Genomic DNA, 23,090 nt, shown 5'->3' on the forward strand with positions numbered 1-23,090 from the left:
CCCGCTAGGGAAACCCCAAAGGGGCGGACACCATCTTCTCCGGCATACCTGCCGCTACGCTACGGGAATGCTCCCGCACTGCTCCCGGACCGGTTCGGGAAACCTTCGACCCGCCTTCGGCTGCGCTTCGACTATCCTTCGACTGTTCTTCGACTCGCAGTCGAACAATAGCCGAACAACAGTCGAAGAACTCCCGAAGATGTCCCGAAGCTGTCCCGAACAGATCTCGAAGAAATGCCGAAGAAATCTCGAACACCAGTCGAAGCCGACCCGAAGAAATATCGAACACCCTCCGAACCAATTTCGGGCAGAACCAAAGAAATATCTCGCTTATGAAAAACTGTTTATCCTTAGGGTAAAATAAACATCTCATATAAAGCTCGGGAAGCAGAGCCTAATATATTTATAAAAATATCCAAAAGCCCTTCGGCATGGAACCGAAGGACTATGGAACAATATTATTACTTAATCGCGGCGAACCATTCGTCAAATTTATCTCCTAAGAATAATGCACCCTTTTCTTTACCGCTTAACGCATTCAAGAAAGACGTAATCCACATCACCAACACCAAAATCGCACCAACTAAGGCTACAATCCAACCTAAAAATGGTATAATAGCGACAAAACTAGATGCAATACCTGTCAACATAATACCTATACTCTGCCGAATATGAAAAGTGCCCAAGCTACTTTTGGCATTGCTATTCATAACAAGAGCGACAACCAAACCAATCCAAGTTAAATACGCTACAATAGCGGTCGTCTTACCATCACCTTGCGGTGCAGGAGGTGGTGGTGTTTGTTGTTCAAAATTTTCCATTTTTTAAAATATTTAAGTTTATTACAGTAAAAATAGAAAAATTATTCAAAAAAACAACGATACTGTTTAAAGGGAAAAGAGTGTTTAAGCGGAAAAAAAAGCTTATTTTCTAAACACCCAATATTTCTGTAGCAGAAAATTAAAAGATAACGAAACGACAAGTTCCACTGCTAATTTGGAATAGAAAGGATTCCAATGTAGATAATCAACCAGCAAATAAATTCCAGTAGATTTCAAGGAAATACTGCCTATGACAACCAGTACGAATTTCCACAACTGATTGCCAATAGGCTGCGTAGTACTTTCAAATGCCCAATATCGATTTATCGTAAAGTTAACAATAGCGCCTAACGTGCCGCTTAACACATTTGAACCATGGGCGGAGAAGCCAAGGACTTGCAAGCAGAAAGTATAAATGGCAAAATCAGATATTCCACCGATAAAAGCAGAAATCTGTGCTTTACCAAAAGAAAGGAAAAAGTTACTCGCCCTATCCCTTTTGTTCATAAGTTGCTGCTTTCTTCTCTTTCTCCTCCTTATCTTTCAAATCGCCCAAATCAAGTAATTTTTTAGTATCCACACAATTGATGATAAACAGAAAAACACAGATCAGAATCACCAAATAATTGATGCTTCCCGGGAAAATAACTTCAGACAAAAGCACCGCACATATAATCACACGGATTTCGGTAGGGCCTAACAAACCAGCATCAATAGTATATTTATCTGTAATACGATAGCGAAGTTGCGAAATAATCATTGCCCAACCATACAAGGACACCAATGCAAAACCCGAATATTTAAAATCATCCGGAGCATAAAGAACATAGCCCAGACCAATAAATACCGTACTCACCCAATCCATCACAATATCCAAAGCAAAGCCATACCATTTTCGTGATTTATTGCGATAATATGCTATACGACCATCCAGCGAATCGCCAAACCATTGCACAAAAAAACCAACGATTCCAAGAAGCAACCAAGGACGAGCAACATATTCCGCCATAAGAAAACTACCTAAAATCATCAGTGAACCGAAAAAACCAATACCTGTTAGCCCATCTGAAGATATCCACGAGGGAATCTTAGGCACCAGGTAAGAAATAAATTTTTGTTCAGGATTACTTAAGATATTTGTTCTTTTCCTATCTTGGAAAAGCTTTTTATTAATTTGTTGACTCATTATAACCAATTATTTTCTTTATACCAAAGAAGACTCTCCTGCATCCCCTTACGCAAATCATATTGAGGGGAAAATCCCAATACAGTCTTTGCTGCAGTAATATCACAGCCCCAGTTCTGAGCAGTTAATTCATTTAAACGTTCAGGGTACAAGACGGGAGTTTTTTTAGACCCTTTGTACAGCCATTGTGAAAAAACAGCTGCTTTTTCCACGACGACGTAAGGAACATGTATACGCAACAGCTTCTTTCCCTGACTTTCCTTGAAAGCTTCTGCCATAGCATAACGGGAATACACTTGACCATCCGTTATATTGAATGTGCAATAACCCGATTGGGATGCAAAACAAGCATTCAACAATACTTCGACCAAATCCTTTACATAAATAAACGATAGTTTCTGAGGAGCTTTTCCCACATAGGCATCAACCCCTTTATTCATTGTATCAAACAGAATGAACAAATCTTTTTCTCGTGGTCCATATACGGCAGTTGGGCGGATGACAGTAATAGGTTTGTCCGCAAATTTAGATCTCAACATCTCCTCTGCAGCCTTTTTACTTCTACCATACACCGTGACAGGTCGATAGGGAGAGGATTCATCAATCAAGGCATCTTCATAGCCCACTGGCCCGATAGCAGCCAAACTACTGACAAAAACCACTCGTTGAGGCATATTCAAGGAAGAAAAAGCAGCTTGTATAAGGCGTTCTGTATGTCCCACATTTACTTCCCACATTGCCTCCTCTGTTTTAGATTTGGTCATTGCAGCAGCATGAACAACATATACATACCCTTCCTCATCGAATAATTGACGGAGATTTGTTAGGTTCTTAAAATCAGGGTAGATAAATTTATGAACAAAAGGGCGGATACTATTGACATCACTGCTCTGACGTACCGCAGCGTGTACTTCAAAACCCGACTGAAAAGCCAATTCTACAAGATGACTTCCCACAAATCCACTCGCCCCGGTTATTAAGATTTTTTTGCTCATAAAGCTTTTTCATAAAGGCGATAACGCTTATAGAATTCAGCGTTTATCTGCTCGATAGCATGGTTCATCATATAATTATGATCCAACATCCACGAACATTCGGCAGCTTCAATACCCGAAGGAAGGGCATTTTTTATGATACGGCCATATAGGCAGGCCTCAATACCCAACTTTCTATAACTTTCCAGCACGCCTAACATCAGGACACGTACTGTTTTAATTTTCTTTAATCCAAACAAAAGTTTGAAAATCCCGAAAGGAAACAAGCGCCCTCGTTTTATCTTAATAAGCACTTCGTTCACATTTGGCACCCCCAACGCAAAGCCTACAATCTCATTCTCTTTTTCAGCAACAATACAATACTTCGGATCAACGATCATTTTCAAATCCTTCGCCGTATGGCTGAATTCATCGTCCGTCATTGGCACAAACCCTAAGTTCTTATCCCAAGCTTTATTATAAACACGCTTTATTTTTTCGGCTTCGTTGTTAAAATCCTTCAAATTAATTTGTCGGAGTACAATTCCCGATCGTTTAAGCCGCTCTTCCAATTTATCAAGCAGCATAACCGAACGTTGACTAGCAGTGCTTTTCGTTACCAAATAAGCCCGCAAATCAACCTTTTTCAGGTAGCCTGAGTTGACCAACAAGTCAACATAATACGGCTTATTATAAGGCATCATCGCCATCGGAGGACGGTCAAAACCTTCCACCAACAGACCGCAACTATCATTTGTAGACAGGTTAATCGGTCCGACAATATTCTTCCCTCCTTTTTCTTTAACCCACATTTCTGCCTGTCCCAACAATGCATCAGCCACAGCTTGATCATCGACCACGTCAAAAAAACCAAACTGCCCCTCTTCTACCTGATTAAAAGCATTATGATTAGTATTCCAAATAGCTAAGATTCGACCAACGATACGATCGCCCTTATACGCCAAAAAGGGTTGGGCAGAAGAATGTTTATAGAAAGGGTGTTTATCAGGCGATAATAAATCCTGTTGAGAAGCAAACAATTCAGGCACATAATTTGGATCATCCGCATATAAATCATGAGGAAAATCAATGAAAGCTTTTAGTTGCTTTTTCGATTCAACAGGAACTATTCTCACCATTGTGTTTTACTTAACTAATAAAAGTTTCAACCTCTAAGGTTTTGAATACTTTTGTCATTTTATCGATAGCTTCATCAATCTGGTCGAAGGTATGTGTAGCCATCAATGAGAAACGAATCAATGATTCTTCAGCCGGAACTGCCGGGGCAACTACCGGATTCACAAATACGCCATTATCTTGAAGCATTTTCGTCACGTAGTACGTTTTATCGTTATTACGCACGAAAATCGGTAATATCGGACTTTCGGTAGGACCTAAATCAAATCCACTTTCCAATAGCAGCTTTTTAGCATAATTAGTATTATCCCATAACTTTTCAATGTGCTCCGGTTCCGCTTGGATAATTTCCAACGCTTTCAATGTAGAAGCTACCGAAGCAGGCGTCATACTCGCACTGAACATCAACGAACGTGCCCTATGCTTCAAATATTCAACAGTATCTTTATCTGCAGCAACAAATCCGCCCAAAGAAGCTAAAGATTTACTGAAAGTTCCCATAATAAGATCCACTTGATCCGTCAAACCAAAGTGGCTGGCCGTGCCTGCCCCCTTATCACCTATCACCCCTAAACTATGTGCATCATCACACAAAATCGCCGCATCAAATTCGTTCGCAATTTTCACCAACTCCGGTAGGTTGACGATATCCCCTTCCATACTGAAAATGCCATCTGTTGCGATAAGTTTAAAACTTTCTTCAGGTAAACGTGCTATTTTAGCACGCAGGTCTTCCATATCATTGTGAGCGTATTTGATCACTTTGGAGAATGAAAGGCGACTTCCATCAATAATAGAAGCATGATTACGCTCATCCAATAAAATATAATCGTTGCGACCTGTCAAGCATGACAATGGCCCTAAATTAGACTGAAACCCAGTACTGAATAGCACGGAAGCTTCTTTACCTACATAAGCAGCTAATTTTTCTTCCAGTTCAACATGGATATCCAATGTTCCGTTTAGGAAACGGGAACCGGCACATCCTGTACCGTATTTTGCTAAAGCTTGTTGAGCCGCTTCAATGATACGTACGTCGGTCGTTAATCCCAGATAGGAATTAGAACCAAACATCAGAACGCGTCTCCCATCTATCAGGACTTCAGTGTCCTGCTTTGATTGGATAGGTCGAAAATAAGCATATAGATTATTTGACTTGATTGGCTCCAGTTCGCTCTGTAAGAACTTAGCTGTTCTTTCACTTAACTTTCCCTTGCTCATGCTGTAGGTATTTCTTTTTCTTGTGATATTCTATTTCAAAAAAGTCATTATTTTTATTTTTGACTCTTTAGCAATAATCGTCAAAAATAAAATAATAAACAAAAAAATACAATTTTACTTTTTTAAGGACGTTAATTAAGTATGTATGTGAACATTACACCAACTTCCCTAAAAAATATAACCAATTGTATTCTATCTTACACTCCAAAAAACCGCTGCAAACATACAAAACTTCATCGGATTTAGTGTAATCAAAAAACATATCAATCTCATAAAATTAAATTATTGTTAAGACATTAGCAATAGTTTGGCACGAAAAAAGTATGTTAAAAATTTAAATTAACTATTTTTGTCGTTTAACAAAGTATAAAATGGCTATAGCAGCAAATATCAATATAAAAAATAAACGCGCATCTTTTGAATATCACCTTATAGACCGCTATGTAGCAGGTATCCGTCTTTTAGGCACTGAAATCAAATCTATTCGCGAAGGAAAAGCGAATATTAACGATAGCTTCTGTTCTTTCTTCGATGATGGATTATACATCCGCAACATGCATATTGCAGAGTACTCCTTTGGTTCTTTTTACAACCATGAAGCAAAACGGGACCGCCAGTTGCTTTTAACAAAAAAGGAATTAAAGAAGCTAAGAGAAAAGGGTGAAGAGAAAGGTTTTACGATCGTTCCACTACGGATTTTCATTAGTGAACGCGGCTTTGCCAAAGTAGAAATTGCCCTTGCACAGGGTAAAAAAGACTTTGACAAACGAGAAACTATTAAAGAACGTGAGTCAAAACGAGAACTTGATCGTGTAATGAAACGATAGTTAATGTTTTAAAACATATTCTCCGGGGGTTAGTCCTTCACGCTGTTTGAATATTCGGATAAAGTAATTAACATCCGAAAAACCGGCTGAGAAACATGCTTCTTTCACGCTTTTGGAAACTTGAAGCATCTTTTTAGCATACTTCAAACGTTCCCGGATCACAAACTCAATTGGGCTGATACCGAACTCCGTCTTGAAAGCTCGAGAAAGCGTGCTTTTACTCATTCCCACCCGTTTACAAAGCTTATCGACCGAAAGTTTCTCCGTTATATTTTCTCGGACATACTGTTTGATGTGTGTAAATACCGAACTGTTGCCCGCAGTATTCTCTTCCAACACCAAAAGCCCCTGCAATTGCATAATCCGGATCAACAGCTCTCTAAGCACTAAATCGGCTAAAGCCTCTTTATGCATATCGCCACTAAGACTAACCTGAAATAGACGGTTTGTCAATCGACAGAGTTCCTCGCTATTGCTGAAATGAAACTTATCCAGTTGAAAGGACCAATGCGTGCTTGTTTCTCGATTCGGGTAGAATTCATTCAGATAGTTTACGACCTCATCCACCTTTTTAGCATCTATCGTAATGGCTGTACACTGCGCAGGTTCTTCCATGCAAGCTTCAGGAAAGTCGATGGACATTTTGGTATATTCCGGCAAGAGCAAGGTTTCGCCCGGAAAATAATCAAAAGACACCTTGTCCTGAAAATGCATAACCTTTTTACCTTGTATCATATTAATGATAACCAATTCACTGAATTCCAAAGGCACAGACATACTTGCCTCATAGGTTTCGAATATATTCAATTCAAAATCATGGAGAGTATAGGCCCGTCGGTTCTCAACGAGCGAATTGAGTTTGTTTATCGATGAAAATGGCAATTTGTCCAGTGCATTTTTTGGGTTCATTTGGCCTCCGGCTTTAAAACACGTCCTTTATCAAAAATAACAATTATAGTATTATTACGCAAAAACTGCTGGGATTATTGTGCTACTCTTTGGCACAATAATGCTACACAAAAAACTTCCTGTCGCCTAACTTTGGATAGCATACCAGAAATAGAGGGAAAACAAGGGGATACAGGAATGAGGAAACCTTGAATAAAGTAAACATAAATTATAACAAATAGTTAAACAATATGGCAACAATTCAAAGACCAACGTTCAAGGAACGTTATGACAATTACATCGGTGGAAAATTCGCAGCTCCAATTTTAGGTAAATACTTTGACAACATCTCCCCTGTGGACGGCAAAGTATTTACCCAAGTTGCACATTCTACCAAAGAGGATCTAGAATTAGCGGTAGATACCGCAAGTAAAGCATTCAAGACCTGGAGCAAAACTTCTGTTACTGAACGCAGCATCATTTTAAACAAAATTGCTGACCGAATCGAGGAAAACTTAGCATACATCGCTGCAGTAGAGACCATTGATAATGGGAAAGCTGTTCGTGAAACTTTGAACGCGGACATTCCATTAGCTATTGACCACTTTCGCTATTTTGCAAGCGTAATCCGCGCAGAAGAAGGTTCACATACCGAATTGGATGCCAATACGGTCTCCTTAATTGTCCACGAACCAATCGGTGTTGTAGCCCAGATCATTCCATGGAATTTCCCTATTCTTATGGCGGTATGGAAACTCGCTCCGGCGTTAGCCGCAGGCTGTACAGTAGTATTGAAACCCGCAGAAAGCACCCCAACCTCTATCTTGGTCTTGATGGAATTGATTGGAGATTTGATCCCTGCAGGAGTAGTCAATGTAGTCAATGGATTTGGAGCTGAATTAGGACGGGCTTTAGTAACCAATCCAAAGGTAAGCAAAGCTGCTTTCACAGGCTCTACTGCCACAGGTCGCTTGGTGATGCAATACGCTACCGAAAACATCATTCCTGTCACATTGGAATTGGGCGGAAAATCTCCGAACGTATTCTTCAACTCTGTTATGGATGCAGACGATGACTTTTTGGACAAAGCTGTAGAAGGCGCTGTATTATTTGCTCTAAATCAAGGTGAGATCTGCACCTGCCCTTCTCGTCTTCTTATCCAGGAAGATATATATGACCGCTTTATTGCCAAAGTTATTGATCGAGTCAATCAAATAAAAGTTGGTGATCCGTTAGACCCCACAACCATGATGGGTGCACAGGCTTCTAAAATCCAAAAAGATAAAATTATGTCTTACCTCAAACTTGGCAAGGAAGAGGGAGCTGAAGTCTTAACAGGCGGCGACGAAAACAATATCGGAGAAGGCTTTGAAAATGGTTATTATATTAAACCCACCTTATTTAAGGGACACAATAAGATGCGCATCTTCCAAGAAGAAATTTTCGGCCCGGTATTAGCTGTAACTACTTTTAAAACAGTTGAAGAAGCTATTGAGATTGCCAATGATACATTATATGGGTTAGGTGCCGGTGTTTGGACACGTGATGCACATGAGCTGTACCAGGTACCTCGCGCTATACAAGCTGGTCGCGTTTGGGTTAATCAGTATCATGCTTATCCGGCAGGCGCTCCATTTGGAGGTTACAAACAGTCTGGTGTAGGACGCGAAAACCATAAAATGATGCTGGCACACTATCGCCAAACGAAGAACATGTTAATTTCGTACAGCAAACAAAAATTAGGATTCTTTTAGAGAATAAAGATGAAAGAGCAAGGATGAAGGACTTTAATCGTCCTTTGTCTTTGCTCCTTGTCCCTTATTCAAAAAACTACCACTATGATCAAACGTATAGACGCAACCGAAGAAGCAAAAAAACTTATCCATGAATTAGCTGAGAAACATGGCGACCTCATGTTCTATCAAGCCGGCGGATGCTGTGAAGGCACACAGCCCCAGTGTTTTGAAAAAGGTGGGTTCTTCCCCCGCATGAATGATGCGATGATCGGACTTGTCGAGGGGTATGAATTTTGGGTAGATAGGGATTTATTTGAATACTGGAAATACGCTCATTTCACGTTGGACGTTTTGGATGGCTTTGGTCCTGGTGGTTTCTCGCTGGAGACCCCATTAGGCAAGACTTTCAAAGTGCACTATCGGTTATTTACTGAAGATGAACTAGAGAATTTAACCGCAGTCAAACGGAATGAGTAACCTGTTGACTCTACTCCTAATCCAACCCCTCTAACACCGGCATTGGCTTTTTATCATCATCCAAAGCGACAAAAGTAAACATCCCTTGGATAGCCAATTCCCGGCCTTCTTCGTACATTTTCTCCAAGAAAATCTCTACTTTCACTTTCAGACTTGTCCGGCCTATACTCTCCACCCGAGCAACGGCTTCAATAATACTTCCGTTAGGAATAGCTTTTTCAAAATCAATCCTATCGGTCGAAACAGTCACCAAGCGTTTACGACAGAAGCGTGTCGCGGCCATAAAAGAAACCTCGTCCATAATGGCCATAGCTTTACCTCCAAAAAGTGTATCGTGGTGGTTGGTTAAAAAAGGAAACACTGTGGTACATACACGTGTTTCGGATTCCCTTATTCGTTGTTCTATAGTCATCTTTTTAGTATTTGAGATGTGAGTATTGAGATATGCGACAGAAATTCAAAAGTCTTTAAGACTAATCAATTTCAAATCTCTAAATTCTTATATTTCCAAATTAACTCTCCACGTCAACTCCGATACCTTTTAACAGCATCGAGGCATTGAAGATCGTACATTTCCCATCTTTCAACTTATAATCAAAAAGCATCTCGCCTTCCTTTACCTGTATGTCGAAATGGTAATTTTGAACCTTCCCGGGATATTCCTCAGCCAATGTCGCCAATTGCAAATCGTGTGTTGCGACCATGCCCTTCGCTTCATACGCGATAAGTTTTTTAATAATCGCACGCGACCCTAAATATTTATCGACAGAGTTTGTTCCCCTAAGCATCTCATCAATCAAAAAGAAGCTTTTCTTATCTTGTTCGACCGTTTCTAATATATATTTCATCCGATCCAGCTCAGCCTTAAAGGTGGATGTACTTTCATTCAGCGAATCTTTGATCCGCATATAAGTAATCAGTTGGTGGATAGGTAAGATAAAAGATTGGCTACAAGTGACCGCCCCGGCATAAGCAAGCACAGCATTTATCCCTATTGTCCGCAAGAAGGTACTCTTCCCTGCCATATTAGATCCTGTAATCAATGCAATAGCATGTTTCTCACTGTTATAATCATTGGCAACAGCGGTGTTCGTAGAAATTAATGGATGGTTGATACCTTTTGTCGATATAATATCCGTCAATGGGTTATCCAATAAGACTGGAGTAGCCCAATCCGGGTGATTGCGTTGCAAAATAGCAAGTGAATTGATTGCTTCAAACTCAGAAACCACATCAAAAGCGATCAATACCTGCCCTTGATACTTTTCTTTCCATTGCACAATCTTCATCACATATTTAAAATCCCATAGAAACAGCATATTGAGCAGAGCACCCATCAGCATATTATTACGTGCATCTAAATGGTTAATCAGGGTTGCTAATTCTTTAAACGCCCTGGAAAGCTTTGTGTCATCAATTAGGAGTTTTTCTTGCGCAGCTTTCAGCTTAGCAGCCTTAAAAGAACGCCCCTCAATACATGCAATTCCTTCGGCATACGCCATAAGCACCTGCCCTACTTTATCAATCTTGCTCGAAAACAAGCCCACTCGCCCCGCCATTCCCAAAGTCCAGAAAAGATGGATAAGTGCTAAGCCGATTACCAGCCCCCAAATCGGCTGAACAAAAACAGAATAGAAGACACCCGCCAATAAGATAAAAGGTGCAACGGTTACGTATAAACGCATAAAGGCATTTCCAAACTGTAGTGCTGAGTCTATAAAATACTTTTGCAAAAAGGCTTTGGCTTCCCATTCTTGCCCTAAATTAAAAATCAACTTGGATTGAAAACGCTGACTCCATTCAAGATCATTGGCAATTTCCTTGGCAGCGGATTGCCTTTCCAATATCTCCCCCTTGCTTGCTGCTTTCCGTAACCAATCAGCCAATTGAAGCACGCCCATACCCGTGGCACATCTATTCAATAAAGTAAATAGGGAAAACGGACCAAAAATATCCAAATCCGAGGTGTAAGGATGCTTTCCATCTTCAAACGTACCGCCTTCGCTATAGATGGTTTTCCGGTGCTTGGCCAGTTCTAGCTCATTTTCATTCACCCTAAGGAATGCCTGCTGACCTTCTCTATGCTTTTCCAGCTTACTTTGCCGATTAACTAAGAAAGCGAACAACAAGACAATGAACAAAGTCAAGCCTAATACCAACCCAATGCTATTCTGCTGGAAAGAGTAGAACAACAATGCCCCTCCTCCCAAAATCACCGCCAAACGCGCTAAACTATTCTGATTGATAGCTTTGCTAAGGCGCTGTATCTCCGCCTTGGCCAGTGCTACGTTATGTTGATAAGTTTGATATATCATATTTTAAAAAAGTGATAGTGGTCATGGAAAAGTTTATTACCAAGCTTGGTCGCCGACAAGTGGTACAAACCGGAACGTGTCCAACTCTATACGTTCAAAGTCATTCTCCCCTACGCGTAAAATAGTAACCATTTTTTGCGATTTTTCATCGCCAACAGGGATGACCAGCAAACCACCTAATTTCAATTGCTTCAGCATAATTTCAGGAACAAAAGGAGCTCCTGCCGTAACAATGATTTTATCATAAGGAGCATGTTCAGGAATTCCTTTCGAGCCATCACCTAAAAAGAAATGTGGCCTATATCCTATATAAGGCAACACTTGGATAGTACGTTGGTATAAATTTTCCTGTCGTTCGATCGTGTAAACATCAGCTCCCAACTCCATTAAAACACAAGTCTGGTATCCTGAACCCGTACCGATTTCCAGAATCTTGTCTCCCTTTTTAACATGTAGGAGCTCGGATTGATAAGCCACAGTATAAGGTTGCGAAATAGTCTGACCATCACCTATTGGGAAAGCAATATCCCTATAGGCTTGATTCCAAAATGTCTCATCAAAGAAAAAGTGGCGGGGAACTTTACCTATCGCCTGCAACACTCGCTTGTCTTCTATTCCTCGTTTTTCAAGATGTCTAACAAGTTGTTTCCTCGCCCCTTGCTCACGGTAATTATCTACAAATTTATAAGCCATTGTTCCCCAAAAATACCATTGTTAGCCCACATTTTACCTATCAATTTGCAAAATGTTTACACTCAACCTCCTATAAAATGGATGTGTTTCCTTATATTCGTCATATAGCACAACGTAATTAAATAATGATGAGAAAACTACATGTATTTCTGTTCCTGATAGGCTTTGTCTTGACTTCAACCACTTTTGCACAATCCCAAAAAGGTGATATTAACAACGATGGTATCATCAAAGTTTTAGCTATCGGCAATAGCTTTTCGGAAGATGCCCTGGATAATTATCTGACAGAATTAGCCATTGCGACTAATAAAAAATTGGTTATTGGCGATCTATATATAGGGGGCGCTCCTTTAGACCTTCATTTAAAGAACCTCATTGCGGATGCATCCGCCTACCGTTACATTAAGATTGATGAAAAGGCAAAAAAAGAGGTACGAAAAGACGTGAGCATAGCACAAGCAATTGCAGATGATAATTGGGATTATATCAGCTTTCAACAAGCCAGTCCTTTATCAGGACAATATGAAGTCATACAAGCCAGTCTGCCGCAAGTCGTACAATATGTTCGTGAACTTGCGGGTGCTGATGTAGTTTTTGTCTATCATCAGACATGGGCATATCAACACGATTCTGACCATGGAGGGTTTGCTAACTATAACAGGGATCAAAAGCAGATGTACAAAGCAATTGCTGACGCAACGAAACGAATTCATAAATCCCGAGATTTTAAATTTATCATTCCGGCAGGAACAGCGATCCAGAATGCACGAACCAGTTCTATTGGGGATACCTATACCCGGGACGGCTACCACCTCCATTTGGATTACGGGCGATTCACAGCCGCATGCACTTGGTATGAAAAGTTATTTGGGGAAGACGTCCGGAAGAACCCTTATAAACCTGAACAGGTAACGGACTTGCAAGCAAAGATTGCCAAAGAAGCCGCGCACAAAGCGATTAAGAAACCGTTTAAGGTTTCAAAGGTGGCGTTGTAATGTATATTTATACTTCCGAAGTTTTGAAAACTTCGGAAGTATAACCCACTTAAAAATACCTTAACACTTCAGCTACCACAAAGTTGCTTCCACCAATAAAAATCAAATCTCCCGATTCATATTGTGATTTTGCAGTATCTAGTGCAGACTGTACGGAGTCGTAAGACTCCCCTTGTAAGTTAAAAATTGCTGCTTTTTCTTTAAGCTCCATCGCTGGCAAGGCACGAGGCATATCGGGCTGACAAAAATAGTAAATAGCTTCCTGTGGCAATTGCGGCAACATATGGTTTAAATCTTTGTCCCGCATAGCGCCAATCAACACATGAAGTCTTTTATAAAGTGTCCGCTGCAGATTCTTCACAACCTCTCGCACCCCATCTTCATTATGTCCCGTATCACAGATAATAAAAGGTTCTTCAGAAAGCGTTTGCCAACGCCCTTGTAGACCTGTATTTTCTTTGACATGCTGTAGCCCCGCTTTCACATCCTGTTCATTTAACACCCACCCTTGATTACGCAACACGTCGAGAGCGGTCAATACGCCTAATAAATTTTTTTGTTGATAGCCTCCAGCCAGATCCACTTGCCAGGATTGTGGTTCTCCAATTGCTTTATTCTTCATCTGAACAAGCAACCCTTTTTTATTTTTTTGTGTTCCCAACACCTCCAATTCATCTGACGCAAATCGTAAAGGAGCTTGTAGCGCCGTTGCCTTTTCTACAAAAACCGAAACCACTTCTGGATCTTTCTCTGAAACTACTACGGGTACCTTCTCTTTAATGATGCCTGCTTTTTCATAAGCAATCTCGACTAAAGTATCGCCAAGCAGATTCATATGATCCATACCAATATTGGTAATTACACACAATTCAGGATGAATAATATTGGTACTATCCAAACGCCCGCCCAGTCCTACTTCTATCACAGAAATATCCACTTGCTGCTTGGCAAAATAGTCAAACGCCATCGCCACCGTGACTTCAAAAAAAGACGGAGCAATGTGTTCTATAAATTCCCGATTCTCGTTAACAAAAGAAACAACAGTTTCTTCGGCAATCATCTCGCCGTTGATACGGATACGCTCCCGGAAATCCAATAAATGTGGCGATGTATAAAGTCCTACCTTGTATCCTGCCGAGGCCAATACCGATGCCAACATGTGGGATGTTGAGCCTTTGCCGTTCGTACCGGCGACATGAATGCTTTTGAATTTTTGGTGAGGATTATCTAATTTTTCACAGAAAAGAATAGTATTATCTATGTCCTTTTTAATGGCTGAAGCACCATCACGGGTAAACATAGGTAATCGAGCATATAAATACTCGATTACCTCTGCATAAGATGTCATCATATATTATCTTAAACGGAAGTTGACAGGGACAATAAAAGTTTGGGACTCAGGCGCATTTTGCAGGACATTCAGCTTTGCACTTCTAAATGCCCGTTCCAACATCTGAATAACATCGGACGAGACATACGTAGAACCTGCAACACCTGCACGTGCATACATCACGTTTCCGTTTTTATCTACTCTTACCTGTACATTTACTTTCCCCTCAAATTGCCCTTTATCTTCAATTTTAGGAGATACCGCCCAAAATCGGCTAGCTAATGTTATCGGTTGGTTTCCAAAACCAGAACCACCTTCGCCATAATTACTAGCAGTGGGATCTCCCAAAGCACTTCCTTGATTACCAGCTACCGAACCCGTTCCATCTCCTCTACTCGTTGCGTTATTCTTTTTGCCTTTATAAAGAGCATTCGGATTGACCGCCGGTGTAGCGTCTTTCTTCTCTACTGTCGCTACATCGGCATTGGCTTTCACCGGTTTTTCATTCTTAGGAAGTGCAGGTGCATCTTCCATATCCTGTGTTGCTACATTTTTATCAGCCACCTGCTGGGATGGTGTAGGGACAGGAGTATTAGTTTCATCTATTTTATCTGGACGTACATTATTGGCATTTTCATCCATAGAGGGCTCTTCAACACTCATAAAATCATCACCCATTCCCTCTTCTGCCGTACCGTAGTTTACAATGATACCTCCCATACCATACTGCGGAATTTCCCCTCCGAATACAATAAAAAAGCCTATAAGCACTAAGACTCCCATCACTAAGGACGAAAGCCCCAAGGCTTTGGGCATATTGTTCTCTTCTTGCGTATGATAATACATATCTTTTATTTTTTGTCGCTGAATCGAGGAACTGACCACCTGATAAATCGTATAAGTCAATTAACCCGTTCAACGATTAAACAGTTAACTTATTAATCTTTTTTAGGCTCTGTCGCCAGAACCAATTTCACTTTATTTCTATTAGCCACATCCATCACAGCAATCACATTTTGGATTGGCACTGAACTATCCGCGTAAAGCATAATCGTCAGCTCTTCCCCATTGACAATCTGCGACTGGATCATCGGTTCCAATTGGTCTAAAACAATAGTTTGTTTATCCACATGATAATTCAAATCTGCAGTGATGGAGACCGTCATCGTTTTCTTTGCCACAGATTGCTCTCCTGCACTTGACTTAGGCAATAACAATTTTACTACCTGTGGATTGGCTACCGCTGAGGCCAACAGGAAGAACAACATCAGGAAGAACATGATATCATTCAGCGCTGCTGTGTGCACTTCGGCTGTAGGTTTATGTCGTCTATTTCTTAAATTCATTATTAAACAGTTTTCAGTGGGCAGTGATAAGTTGTCAGTAGTTAAAATACATTTTCAAATCACCTGATTTCCAAATTTCTATGCTCCCGGTTCGTCCAATAAGTCGATAAACTCCACCGCATCCGTTTCCATACGTAATATTAAACGTTCCACCATCATATTTAACACATGATAGCCGATATAAGCTAAGATACCTACTGTTAAACCTGATGCCGAAGCAATCATCTTCACATATAAACCACCTGACACCGAGCCAATATCGATACCACCTGCAACCTCAACATCACGAAAAATCTGGATTACCCCAAAGATTGTTCCCACGAAACCAAGCATCGGCGCAATACCGGCTATAATTCCTAAGATGTTAATGTTTTTCTCTAGTTTGGATACCTCCAATTTCCCGGCATTCTCAATAGCGCCTTCGATATCCTTGATTGGACGGCCAACACGACCTAAGCCTTTTTGCAACATACGCGCCAAGGCTGAATTACTTGAACGACAAACGGCAATAGCAGCATCCAATCTACCGGACATCACATTGCTTTTGATCTGCGACATCAACCCTGAGTCCGATCTGGATGCCTTACGAATAGTAAGATAGCGCTCGAAAAAGATAACAAGTCCCAAAAACAAGAGGAAGACAATAGGAATCATAATCCATCCTCCTTTCATCAATAATTGAATCAGGTTCAAATTCTCTTCTGTTGTTGCCAATTGTACCGCTTGTTGCTGAACCGTGTTCAAGGAGTCCGCCACTAAATTGTCTTGCATGAATGACATAGTCTATTTATCTAATTATTATTTACTTTTTAAAACTGTTAAATTATGTTCATTTCAACGATTAACCATTTAAACAATTAATCATTTCATCTTTTAACCTCTTATTTAATCTTATCCGGCCAAGCATCTTTTATGATATGCTTCTGCACATATTTTAATGCGGAATCTACTTCCGCTTTCGTTGCGTATGAATCCCAGATTACTTTCTTCCGATTCTTCGCCAAGTTACTCGGAATCACCTTTACCCTCGGATAGCCCGCTTTATGGTAAGCCTCAGCTTGCTCATAAGCCTGTGCCAAAGTCTTATGTGAACCGATAACAATTTGCCAATAATGATGTTCTGGAATCAATGCTGTTTTTTCCTCAACATCGTTTACCAATGTGTCTACCGGCAACGTTTGCGATGTGTCCGATGGTGGTACTATGGAATCGCTTGGTGAAAGTACTTGTTCTGTCGTATCGTGGCTATCGGCAATTTGTACCGGCAATGTTTCTTTCGGTTTCGTTCCTGTATTTTGATAGCTAAAATACAAGACAGCGATAATACCAAGCGCTACAACAGCAGCTACCACATACCATATTGCATTACTTGATTTACGTTCCTCTTCACGATATTCTTCCGTTTCAACCTCAGGCAAAATCACTTCTGCTGCAATAGGTTGTTCCGCTTCCGGCATTGCCGTCGGTTCCTCTACAATTTCCTCCGGTTCGGGTGTTACTGCTATAGGTTCCACAGGTGTTTGTTCCTGAGAAACGATTAGTGGTTGATTCGGCAGTGCTTCTACAGGCTGATAATCAAACCCGGATAAATCCAAAGCCTTGAAAACGTAACTATCGCCATAGCTAACCAAATACCCCAAATCATCGAGCTTCGCTTGTCCTTCATTCTGGATAGCTTCTATTAGCAGGACTACTGCAGACTCTACCATCCGCTCAGCCTCTGCTCTGTCTACTACGTGCAGTTGCTGTGTATATTGGATAAAATCATAGCCCTTATCACTTGATCGGTCAAAGTCGATATAACTTATTGGCGGAAGGTAAACATTCCGTTTTTCATCGTACGTAGCCGAGGTATGGTTGCGCTTGAATGTGCCCAACCCCTTGACATAGACCTCTGCCTGTCGTTTTAATAAGTTATATATACTCTTACCTAAATTCATCCGATATTATCAAGACGCAAAGTTATAATCTTCCGCTGTTAAAATGAAAAATTTAAACCGCCTAATACATTAAATCCTAGACGAGGATAGTACAGGTAGGTTTGGTATTCTGTATTGAACATATTATTCGCTCGCACGAATACACCTAATTGTTTTGTTGCTTTATATTCCGCTCCTGCACTTAGATCCACGAAAGCCGGAACTTCTGCTTTTTTGAAAGTGCGTGGAGCAGGCGTAGGGAATCCCGTTGAAGCAGGAATATCATCCCAATCTTTTCCATAGCTCAACCCATGGAAAAGCACTTCGGCATCGATATATAACTTCTCAGAAATATTGAATCGCGCATTACCGGCTAAGCGGAGCTTAGGTGTATGCCAAGCCTCTTCTTCTTGTGCGGTAGTATACTGGTCGATGTTCAAACGTCCACCCAAATTAATCAACTCGGAAAGACGAATATTCAACTCCCCTTCGATACCGAAATGTTTAACCGATTTGTCGCCATCACCATCATAAACCATATCAAAACGGAATGGTGTAGATGCGTTATTGGCAAATAATGGCATATTTTCCAGTTGGCGATAAGTAGCTTTTACTTTATAACCAAATGTTGCGCCGGCATTCCCCTTGATACCTCCGAAGAAATGCAGACGTTCAACCATATTGCGAATCACCAAGTTTTCGCCTAAGAATGGATTTTGACGAGCAAATTCACGATAAGAGGCTTTCTTCACGCCACCGTTCACACCTCCGAAAATATGGAAGTATTCAGGTGCTAAAGCGAAATCAACTTCTGCCGCAGGGAAAATGTTGAAGCTGGTGCTATCGCCAAATTCCGGCACAAGATTCGCACCCAAGGTAATTGCGTAGTTATCTCCTTTAAAACGGATATAAGGGTTTAAAGTCGCTAAAGAGTTTTTGGTTTGCCCGGTTCCAGCTGGCGTATATGTACCATCTACCGTATTGACGTCCACACTTAAGTTGGCACCAATATTAAACGCACGCACACGCTTATTCAAATAAGCAGAAACCGCAACTGATGTTTCTTTTGCATTATATTTATCACTGAAAGTATAGGCATCTAATTTAGCCGAATAGTTGAAGGCGTCTTCATTATTCGGGTCATAGTTGCTAGTCAGCTCACCAGTGAAATAAATATCATTGAATGTCTGCTTTTCGGGAGTACGGTTCAATGATGTTATGCCATCGTCAGCCATCGGAATGCCATAGAAATTGGTTGCATAACGGTTATAACCGACAACTCCATCCACTGTAAACTGTGGCAATATACGGCGACCGAAAACACCTACTTCTTGACGTGAAAATTTCTGTCCGTCGAGACTTCCTTTTTGTCCCAGATGCTTCACGAAACCGCCTACCCGCATATCCTCATACGCATCGTAGGAGAAATAGCCTTCACCCAAAATGGTATTGAAGTTACCGATACCAAATTTCACATAATTGTCCGTCTGATCCTTTGGTGCAGAGAATGGTGTTTCCTGTACATCCAGTTCCTTCAATCCGGTATTGATATCCAATTTTTTATCGGGAATGCTGCCATAGCTCAGCTTTGGCATATAGCTACGCTTATTGGTCATATCCGGGCTACGACGTATTTTTACAGCGTCAGCCAAAAGCGGTTTATAATCACGCACGACATCAAAAGAATCTATAGTTACCGGCTTTTCAGGCTCAGTTTGCGCATATGCCTCCCCACCTAGTCCAAGCAATAAAGCTACTACTGCGTAATTTCTAAATACTGTTTTATGCAATTTCATGTAATGTTCGTGTTATTTCAATTTTTCCAAACGTGATTTAGCCTCTTTGATGACCCCGTCTGTTTCATCTTCATAGTTATCGATAATACTTTCCAACGTGGTTTTTGCCTGAAACTTATCGCCTTTAGCAGCATAAGCATCCGCCATTAAGATAAATCCTTTTGCTACCCAATAATCATATGACGAGAACGTATTTGAAATATCAAATGCCGATTCTATCGCCTTATCATATTGTTTGGCTTTCAGCTGCTGCGCAGCGACCAAATAGCGTGCTTCAGCCCCTGTTATTGTTTTACTTTTCAGTGCTGCCAGATTAAATTCTTTCAGCGCGTCTGCATCTTTATTATTCGCAGCATACGCTTTTCCTGAATACAAATGAGCTAAAGCGATATCTTCTTCAGATGATTTGTCGTATTCCTTCAACAACTTCGCATAATTATGTGTCTCCACATAATCTCCTACGTTGTAGAAACTAATCAGCAAGTTTCGGATTGCAAATCCATAGTTGGATTTATACTCCGATGTCAACTCCAGTTTACGCAATACCTGAACAGCTTCATTGTAAGCTTTATTCCGCAAATGCAGATTAGCGACTGAAATCAAAGTCTGCTCTGTATAGGCACTGGTCCAATCATTCATAATGATATTGAAATCGTGTAGCGCTTCCTGGTCTTTGTGCAAGCGTGCATTACTTTCTCCACGGATAAAGCGCGCATGCTTCTCATTAATAGGCTTCGGATATTTATCAAAATAAGCATTCACGGCCTCTACTGCGCCTTGGAAGTTTCCTCTATCAAATAGGTTCTTCGCTACGCCGAAAGCATGAGAATCTTGCTCTGCCGTACTCAAATTACCAATATTGGTACTGGTCGCATAACGTATATATCCTGCAGCATCGTCCTTATCAAGGTAGATATTCTCAATAGAACGCATCGCTTGACGTGCTTCGTCCGTCGTTGCATATTGATCCACCACACGTTGGAATGTTTTCAATGCAGCATCGTTATCTCCCTTATCATACTGTACCAAACCAATAGTTATCAATGCACGTGGAACGTAGCTACTTCTTGGGTATTCTTCCACCATTTTTTGCAAACCGGTGATAGCTCCATCATAATTTCCAGTCAGGAAGTACGTATACGGAATTTCAAAAGCGACATCATCTGCATAATTCGATTTCGGAAATTTCTGCACAACAGATTGCAACGTCGCGACCTTACCGCTATTGTCGCCTTGCAAGCCTTGAATAATCCCCAATTGGAACAAGGCATAATCTTGACTTGGTGCTTTAGAACTGATTAAACGATTATAATATTCTTTTGCACGACCGTAATTTTTCGTTCCAAAATACGAGTCTGCCAAACGCGCAATAGCGTCATTGCGTGTATTAGCCTCGATACCATCTTTACCACCTGTAGCTAAGAAACGCTCAAAATAGTTGGCTGCGGTGCTGTATCTGTCATTACGGAACGCTGCATAAGCCAATGCATAATTCGCATAGCTATACACATCTGTTGTACGGGCCGCTGGCAACTGCAGGAACTTATTGAAATTGGTTACTGCTTCACCATATTTACGCACTTCGTACATCGCTTCCGCTTTCCAATAAATCGCCAAAGCATAGATTTCTTCATCATATCGATTTGCTTCCGAACGCATGAACATCGAAATGGCATTTTCAAAAGCACGTTCGTTGTAGAACTCCAGTCCACGGTAATAGGTCACTTTCTGATAAGCAGCATTTGCCTCTTTACCACGACTGCTCAACCCTTCCAACACATCTACCGCTGCTCGGTAATTTTTGGTACTCAAAAGCACCTCTGCTAATAGGGTTTTAGCTTCTTCCTGCTTGCTTGGTGTACGGTAAGTATCTAAGTACTCTTGAATAGCATCCAACGCCACTTGGTGGAATTCTAATTCATACGATAGCTTCGCGTAATTAAATAAACCTTCTTCTTTCAATTGCGGGTCGAAGTCTAATTTTGAAGCCCGAAAGAAAGCGTTACGTGCACTTTGTTTATTGCCGGTTTTCAAGAACGCGTCTCCTAAAGTGACCATTGCACTTTGGTAATATGCGTCTGGCTCTGTAAGCTTTTCCAATTCCTGAATAGCTTTTTCATAATCACCTAACTTGTAGGCGATATAACCGATTTGGTAACTATCTTGGTTGTTTTGGGTCTTTCCTTGGTCCTGTCCTTGGAATTTATCGTAATATTCTTTTGATTTCTGCAGGTCGCCTTTAATGAAATAGGTGGCTGCTACAACACGAAACATTTCGGTTTCATGCTCCTGCTTGGTTCTATCCAATATCGGCAACGCGTAGCTTAACACATCATCATACCGCTTGTCCAAGAAATAAAGCGCAGTAATATAATACGGATAGCTATTTTCGTAGGTTTTGGAACCGTTGAGTCGTTCAAATTCGTTTAATGCCGTTTTATATTCTGCATCTAAATAAGTTAGATAGGCATAATAATAAATAGAAGCTTCCTGATACTGGCTTTTCTCATCTTTCAAACGTTCGAAAAGCGGTTTAGAAGACATGTAATCATTGGTCATGAACTGGGCATAGGCCAGTTTGAAACGGTATTCTGTATTTTCCGCTCCAGCAAGGTTTTTGCTGTCTATTTTGTGGAACCATTCGATAGCTTTGGTATAATCTTGTTTCGCATAATAAGATTTACCAATCTGGAAATACGCAGCTTTCGAATTCGCACTTGCCGGATAATCTTTAATATATTTCAAGAAACGATTTTCCGCGTCCGAATCGCCTAATTCCAAAGCACAAATAGCCTGATAATAGCGTACATTCTCTTTGAGCATAGTCAACTCTGCCGTCTCATCCAGTTGTAAACTGGATTTTGTCCGAATGTCTTCCACCTTGTCAAACTGCTTTGCTGCCGAACTATATTTCCCTCGTTCGAACAACTCCATACCAGTCTTATATGCGTTGTTGATATCTTGCCAAGCTGTCTGCTGGGCAAATGAAGCGGTACTCATCATACCCAACGCAACCCCTACACCATAGATTTTTTTATACATACTTAATATTAAGTAAAAAATGAACTTGTGCGTGCTTATCTGCAAAAGCAGGATTAACCCCGTTCACGCAAGTGTCATTGTCTTTGAAAAACAATTTATTCTAATGAAAAATATCAAAATTACACCTATAGTACATTCCTTCTGAATGACACTATATTCAGCATACTAAATTAACAGTAAAGTACCAAGTTTTCCGCAAAAGTTGTTAACATCTGTTAATAACCGTCTTTATAACGCGTATATCGTCCAAAAAATATGCCTGGGGTGGTTTTGTCACCCGTATTTTCACATTTATTAACGTTTGGAGAGTAACAATATGAAGTGTCTGCTTCTCTTTTAGCTTGGAACTTTCTCGTCCCCGCCCGTCCGAGGATTCAAGCTCACATT

General features: G+C 40.7%; 22 protein-coding genes. 4 read left to right on the plus strand and 18 right to left on the minus strand.

Features of this window, described 5'->3' with window-relative positions; all coding sequences use genetic code 11:
* Positions 1-4: 4 nt before the first annotated feature.
* The 7 genes from BM375_RS14125 to spt all read right to left on the minus strand — a co-directional run bounded on the left by BM375_RS14125 (position 5) and on the right by spt (position 5,339).
* Positions 5-373: a hypothetical protein gene (locus BM375_RS14125; protein WP_093367005.1), complete on the minus strand. Its 369-nt coding sequence runs from the start codon at positions 371-373 to the stop codon at positions 5-7.
* An 88-nt stretch (positions 374-461) separates the two neighbouring features.
* A complete protein-coding gene (locus BM375_RS14130; protein WP_093367007.1) occupies positions 462-821 on the minus strand; it encodes a DUF4870 domain-containing protein in 360 nt (119 codons plus the stop codon).
* Positions 822-923: 102 nt separating this feature from the next.
* Positions 924-1,328, minus strand: a complete 405-nt coding sequence (locus BM375_RS14135; protein WP_093367008.1) for a GtrA family protein — start codon at positions 1,326-1,328, stop codon at positions 924-926.
* Positions 1,312-2,007 (minus strand): CDP-alcohol phosphatidyltransferase family protein, encoded by a 696-nt coding sequence (locus BM375_RS14140; RefSeq protein ID WP_093367010.1) that lies wholly within the window; start codon positions 2,005-2,007, stop codon positions 1,312-1,314. Before BM375_RS14140 ends, BM375_RS14135 begins: the two co-directional genes overlap by 17 nt.
* The gene (locus BM375_RS14145; RefSeq protein WP_093367012.1) at positions 2,007-3,002 is read right to left on the minus strand and encodes an NAD-dependent epimerase/dehydratase family protein; all 996 of its coding nucleotides are present in this window, start codon (positions 3,000-3,002) and stop codon (positions 2,007-2,009) included. The genes BM375_RS14140 and BM375_RS14145 overlap by 1 nt, the downstream gene beginning before the upstream one ends.
* The gene (locus tag BM375_RS14150; RefSeq protein WP_093367013.1) at positions 2,999-4,120 is read right to left on the minus strand and encodes a hypothetical protein; all 1,122 of its coding nucleotides are present in this window, start codon (positions 4,118-4,120) and stop codon (positions 2,999-3,001) included. Before BM375_RS14150 ends, BM375_RS14145 begins: the two co-directional genes overlap by 4 nt.
* A gap of 10 nt (positions 4,121-4,130) precedes the next feature.
* Complete coding sequence (gene spt / locus BM375_RS14155; RefSeq protein WP_093367015.1) at positions 4,131-5,339, minus strand: serine palmitoyltransferase; 1,209 nt, start codon at positions 5,337-5,339, stop codon at positions 4,131-4,133.
* Positions 5,340-5,710: 371 nt separating this feature from the next.
* On the opposite strand from spt, the gene smpB reads away from it, so the two are divergent.
* Positions 5,711-6,166: an SsrA-binding protein SmpB gene (gene smpB / locus BM375_RS14160; RefSeq protein WP_093367016.1), complete on the plus strand. Its 456-nt coding sequence runs from the start codon at positions 5,711-5,713 to the stop codon at positions 6,164-6,166.
* Here the strand turns inward: smpB and BM375_RS14165 are convergent, their stop codons facing one another.
* A complete protein-coding gene (locus BM375_RS14165) occupies positions 6,167-7,075 on the minus strand; it encodes an AraC family transcriptional regulator (RefSeq protein WP_093367018.1) in 909 nt (302 codons plus the stop codon).
* A gap of 230 nt (positions 7,076-7,305) precedes the next feature.
* Between BM375_RS14165 and BM375_RS14170 the strand changes: the two genes are divergently transcribed.
* The gene (locus BM375_RS14170; RefSeq protein WP_093367019.1) at positions 7,306-8,808 is read left to right on the plus strand and encodes an aldehyde dehydrogenase family protein; all 1,503 of its coding nucleotides are present in this window, start codon (positions 7,306-7,308) and stop codon (positions 8,806-8,808) included.
* Between the two features lie 84 nt (positions 8,809-8,892).
* Entirely contained in the window at positions 8,893-9,267 is a 375-nt protein-coding gene (locus tag BM375_RS14175) for a DUF779 domain-containing protein (protein WP_093367021.1), read from the plus strand.
* A gap of 16 nt (positions 9,268-9,283) precedes the next feature.
* On the opposite strand, the gene BM375_RS14180 is transcribed toward BM375_RS14175, so the two are convergent.
* The 3 genes from BM375_RS14180 to BM375_RS14190 all read right to left on the minus strand — a co-directional run bounded on the left by BM375_RS14180 (position 9,284) and on the right by BM375_RS14190 (position 12,275).
* Complete coding sequence (locus BM375_RS14180; RefSeq protein ID WP_093367022.1) at positions 9,284-9,679, minus strand: acyl-CoA thioesterase; 396 nt, start codon at positions 9,677-9,679, stop codon at positions 9,284-9,286.
* A gap of 100 nt (positions 9,680-9,779) precedes the next feature.
* Positions 9,780-11,582 carry a MutS-related protein gene (locus BM375_RS14185; protein WP_093367024.1) on the minus strand — a complete coding sequence of 601 codons (1,803 nt, stop codon included), beginning with the start codon at positions 11,580-11,582 and terminating at the stop codon, positions 9,780-9,782.
* 36 nt (positions 11,583-11,618) lie between these two features.
* Positions 11,619-12,275, minus strand: coding sequence for a protein-L-isoaspartate(D-aspartate) O-methyltransferase (locus tag BM375_RS14190; RefSeq protein WP_093367025.1), 657 nt, complete (start codon positions 12,273-12,275; stop codon positions 11,619-11,621).
* A gap of 125 nt (positions 12,276-12,400) precedes the next feature.
* On the opposite strand from BM375_RS14190, the gene BM375_RS14195 reads away from it, so the two are divergent.
* Positions 12,401-13,270 carry a DUF4886 domain-containing protein gene (locus tag BM375_RS14195; protein WP_244525916.1) on the plus strand — a complete coding sequence of 290 codons (870 nt, stop codon included), beginning with the start codon at positions 12,401-12,403 and terminating at the stop codon, positions 13,268-13,270.
* A 49-nt stretch (positions 13,271-13,319) separates the two neighbouring features.
* Here the strand turns inward: BM375_RS14195 and BM375_RS14200 are convergent, their stop codons facing one another.
* The 7 genes from BM375_RS14200 to BM375_RS14230 form a co-directional block, all read right to left on the minus strand.
* Complete coding sequence (locus BM375_RS14200; RefSeq protein WP_317614821.1) at positions 13,320-14,621, minus strand: bifunctional folylpolyglutamate synthase/dihydrofolate synthase; 1,302 nt, start codon at positions 14,619-14,621, stop codon at positions 13,320-13,322.
* Positions 14,622-14,624: 3 nt separating this feature from the next.
* Positions 14,625-15,446: an energy transducer TonB gene (locus BM375_RS14205; protein WP_093367134.1), complete on the minus strand. Its 822-nt coding sequence runs from the start codon at positions 15,444-15,446 to the stop codon at positions 14,625-14,627.
* A gap of 92 nt (positions 15,447-15,538) precedes the next feature.
* The gene (locus tag BM375_RS14210) at positions 15,539-15,946 is read right to left on the minus strand and encodes an ExbD/TolR family protein (RefSeq protein WP_093367028.1); all 408 of its coding nucleotides are present in this window, start codon (positions 15,944-15,946) and stop codon (positions 15,539-15,541) included.
* Positions 15,947-16,024: 78 nt separating this feature from the next.
* Entirely contained in the window at positions 16,025-16,726 is a 702-nt protein-coding gene (locus BM375_RS14215) for a MotA/TolQ/ExbB proton channel family protein (RefSeq protein WP_093367030.1), read from the minus strand.
* Positions 16,727-16,827: 101 nt separating this feature from the next.
* A complete protein-coding gene (locus BM375_RS14220) occupies positions 16,828-17,886 on the minus strand; it encodes an HU domain-containing protein (protein ID WP_093367031.1) in 1,059 nt (352 codons plus the stop codon).
* Between the two features lie 38 nt (positions 17,887-17,924).
* Positions 17,925-19,661: a TonB-dependent receptor gene (locus BM375_RS14225; RefSeq protein ID WP_093367033.1), complete on the minus strand. Its 1,737-nt coding sequence runs from the start codon at positions 19,659-19,661 to the stop codon at positions 17,925-17,927.
* Positions 19,662-19,673: 12 nt separating this feature from the next.
* Entirely contained in the window at positions 19,674-22,703 is a 3,030-nt protein-coding gene (locus BM375_RS14230; RefSeq protein WP_093367034.1) for a tetratricopeptide repeat protein, read from the minus strand.
* Between the last annotated feature and the right edge of the window lie 387 nt (positions 22,704-23,090).

Origin of the sequence: Sphingobacterium wenxiniae (assembly GCF_900116225.1) — a bacterium.
Taxonomy (GTDB): Bacteria; Bacteroidota; Bacteroidia; order Sphingobacteriales; family Sphingobacteriaceae; genus Sphingobacterium; species Sphingobacterium wenxiniae.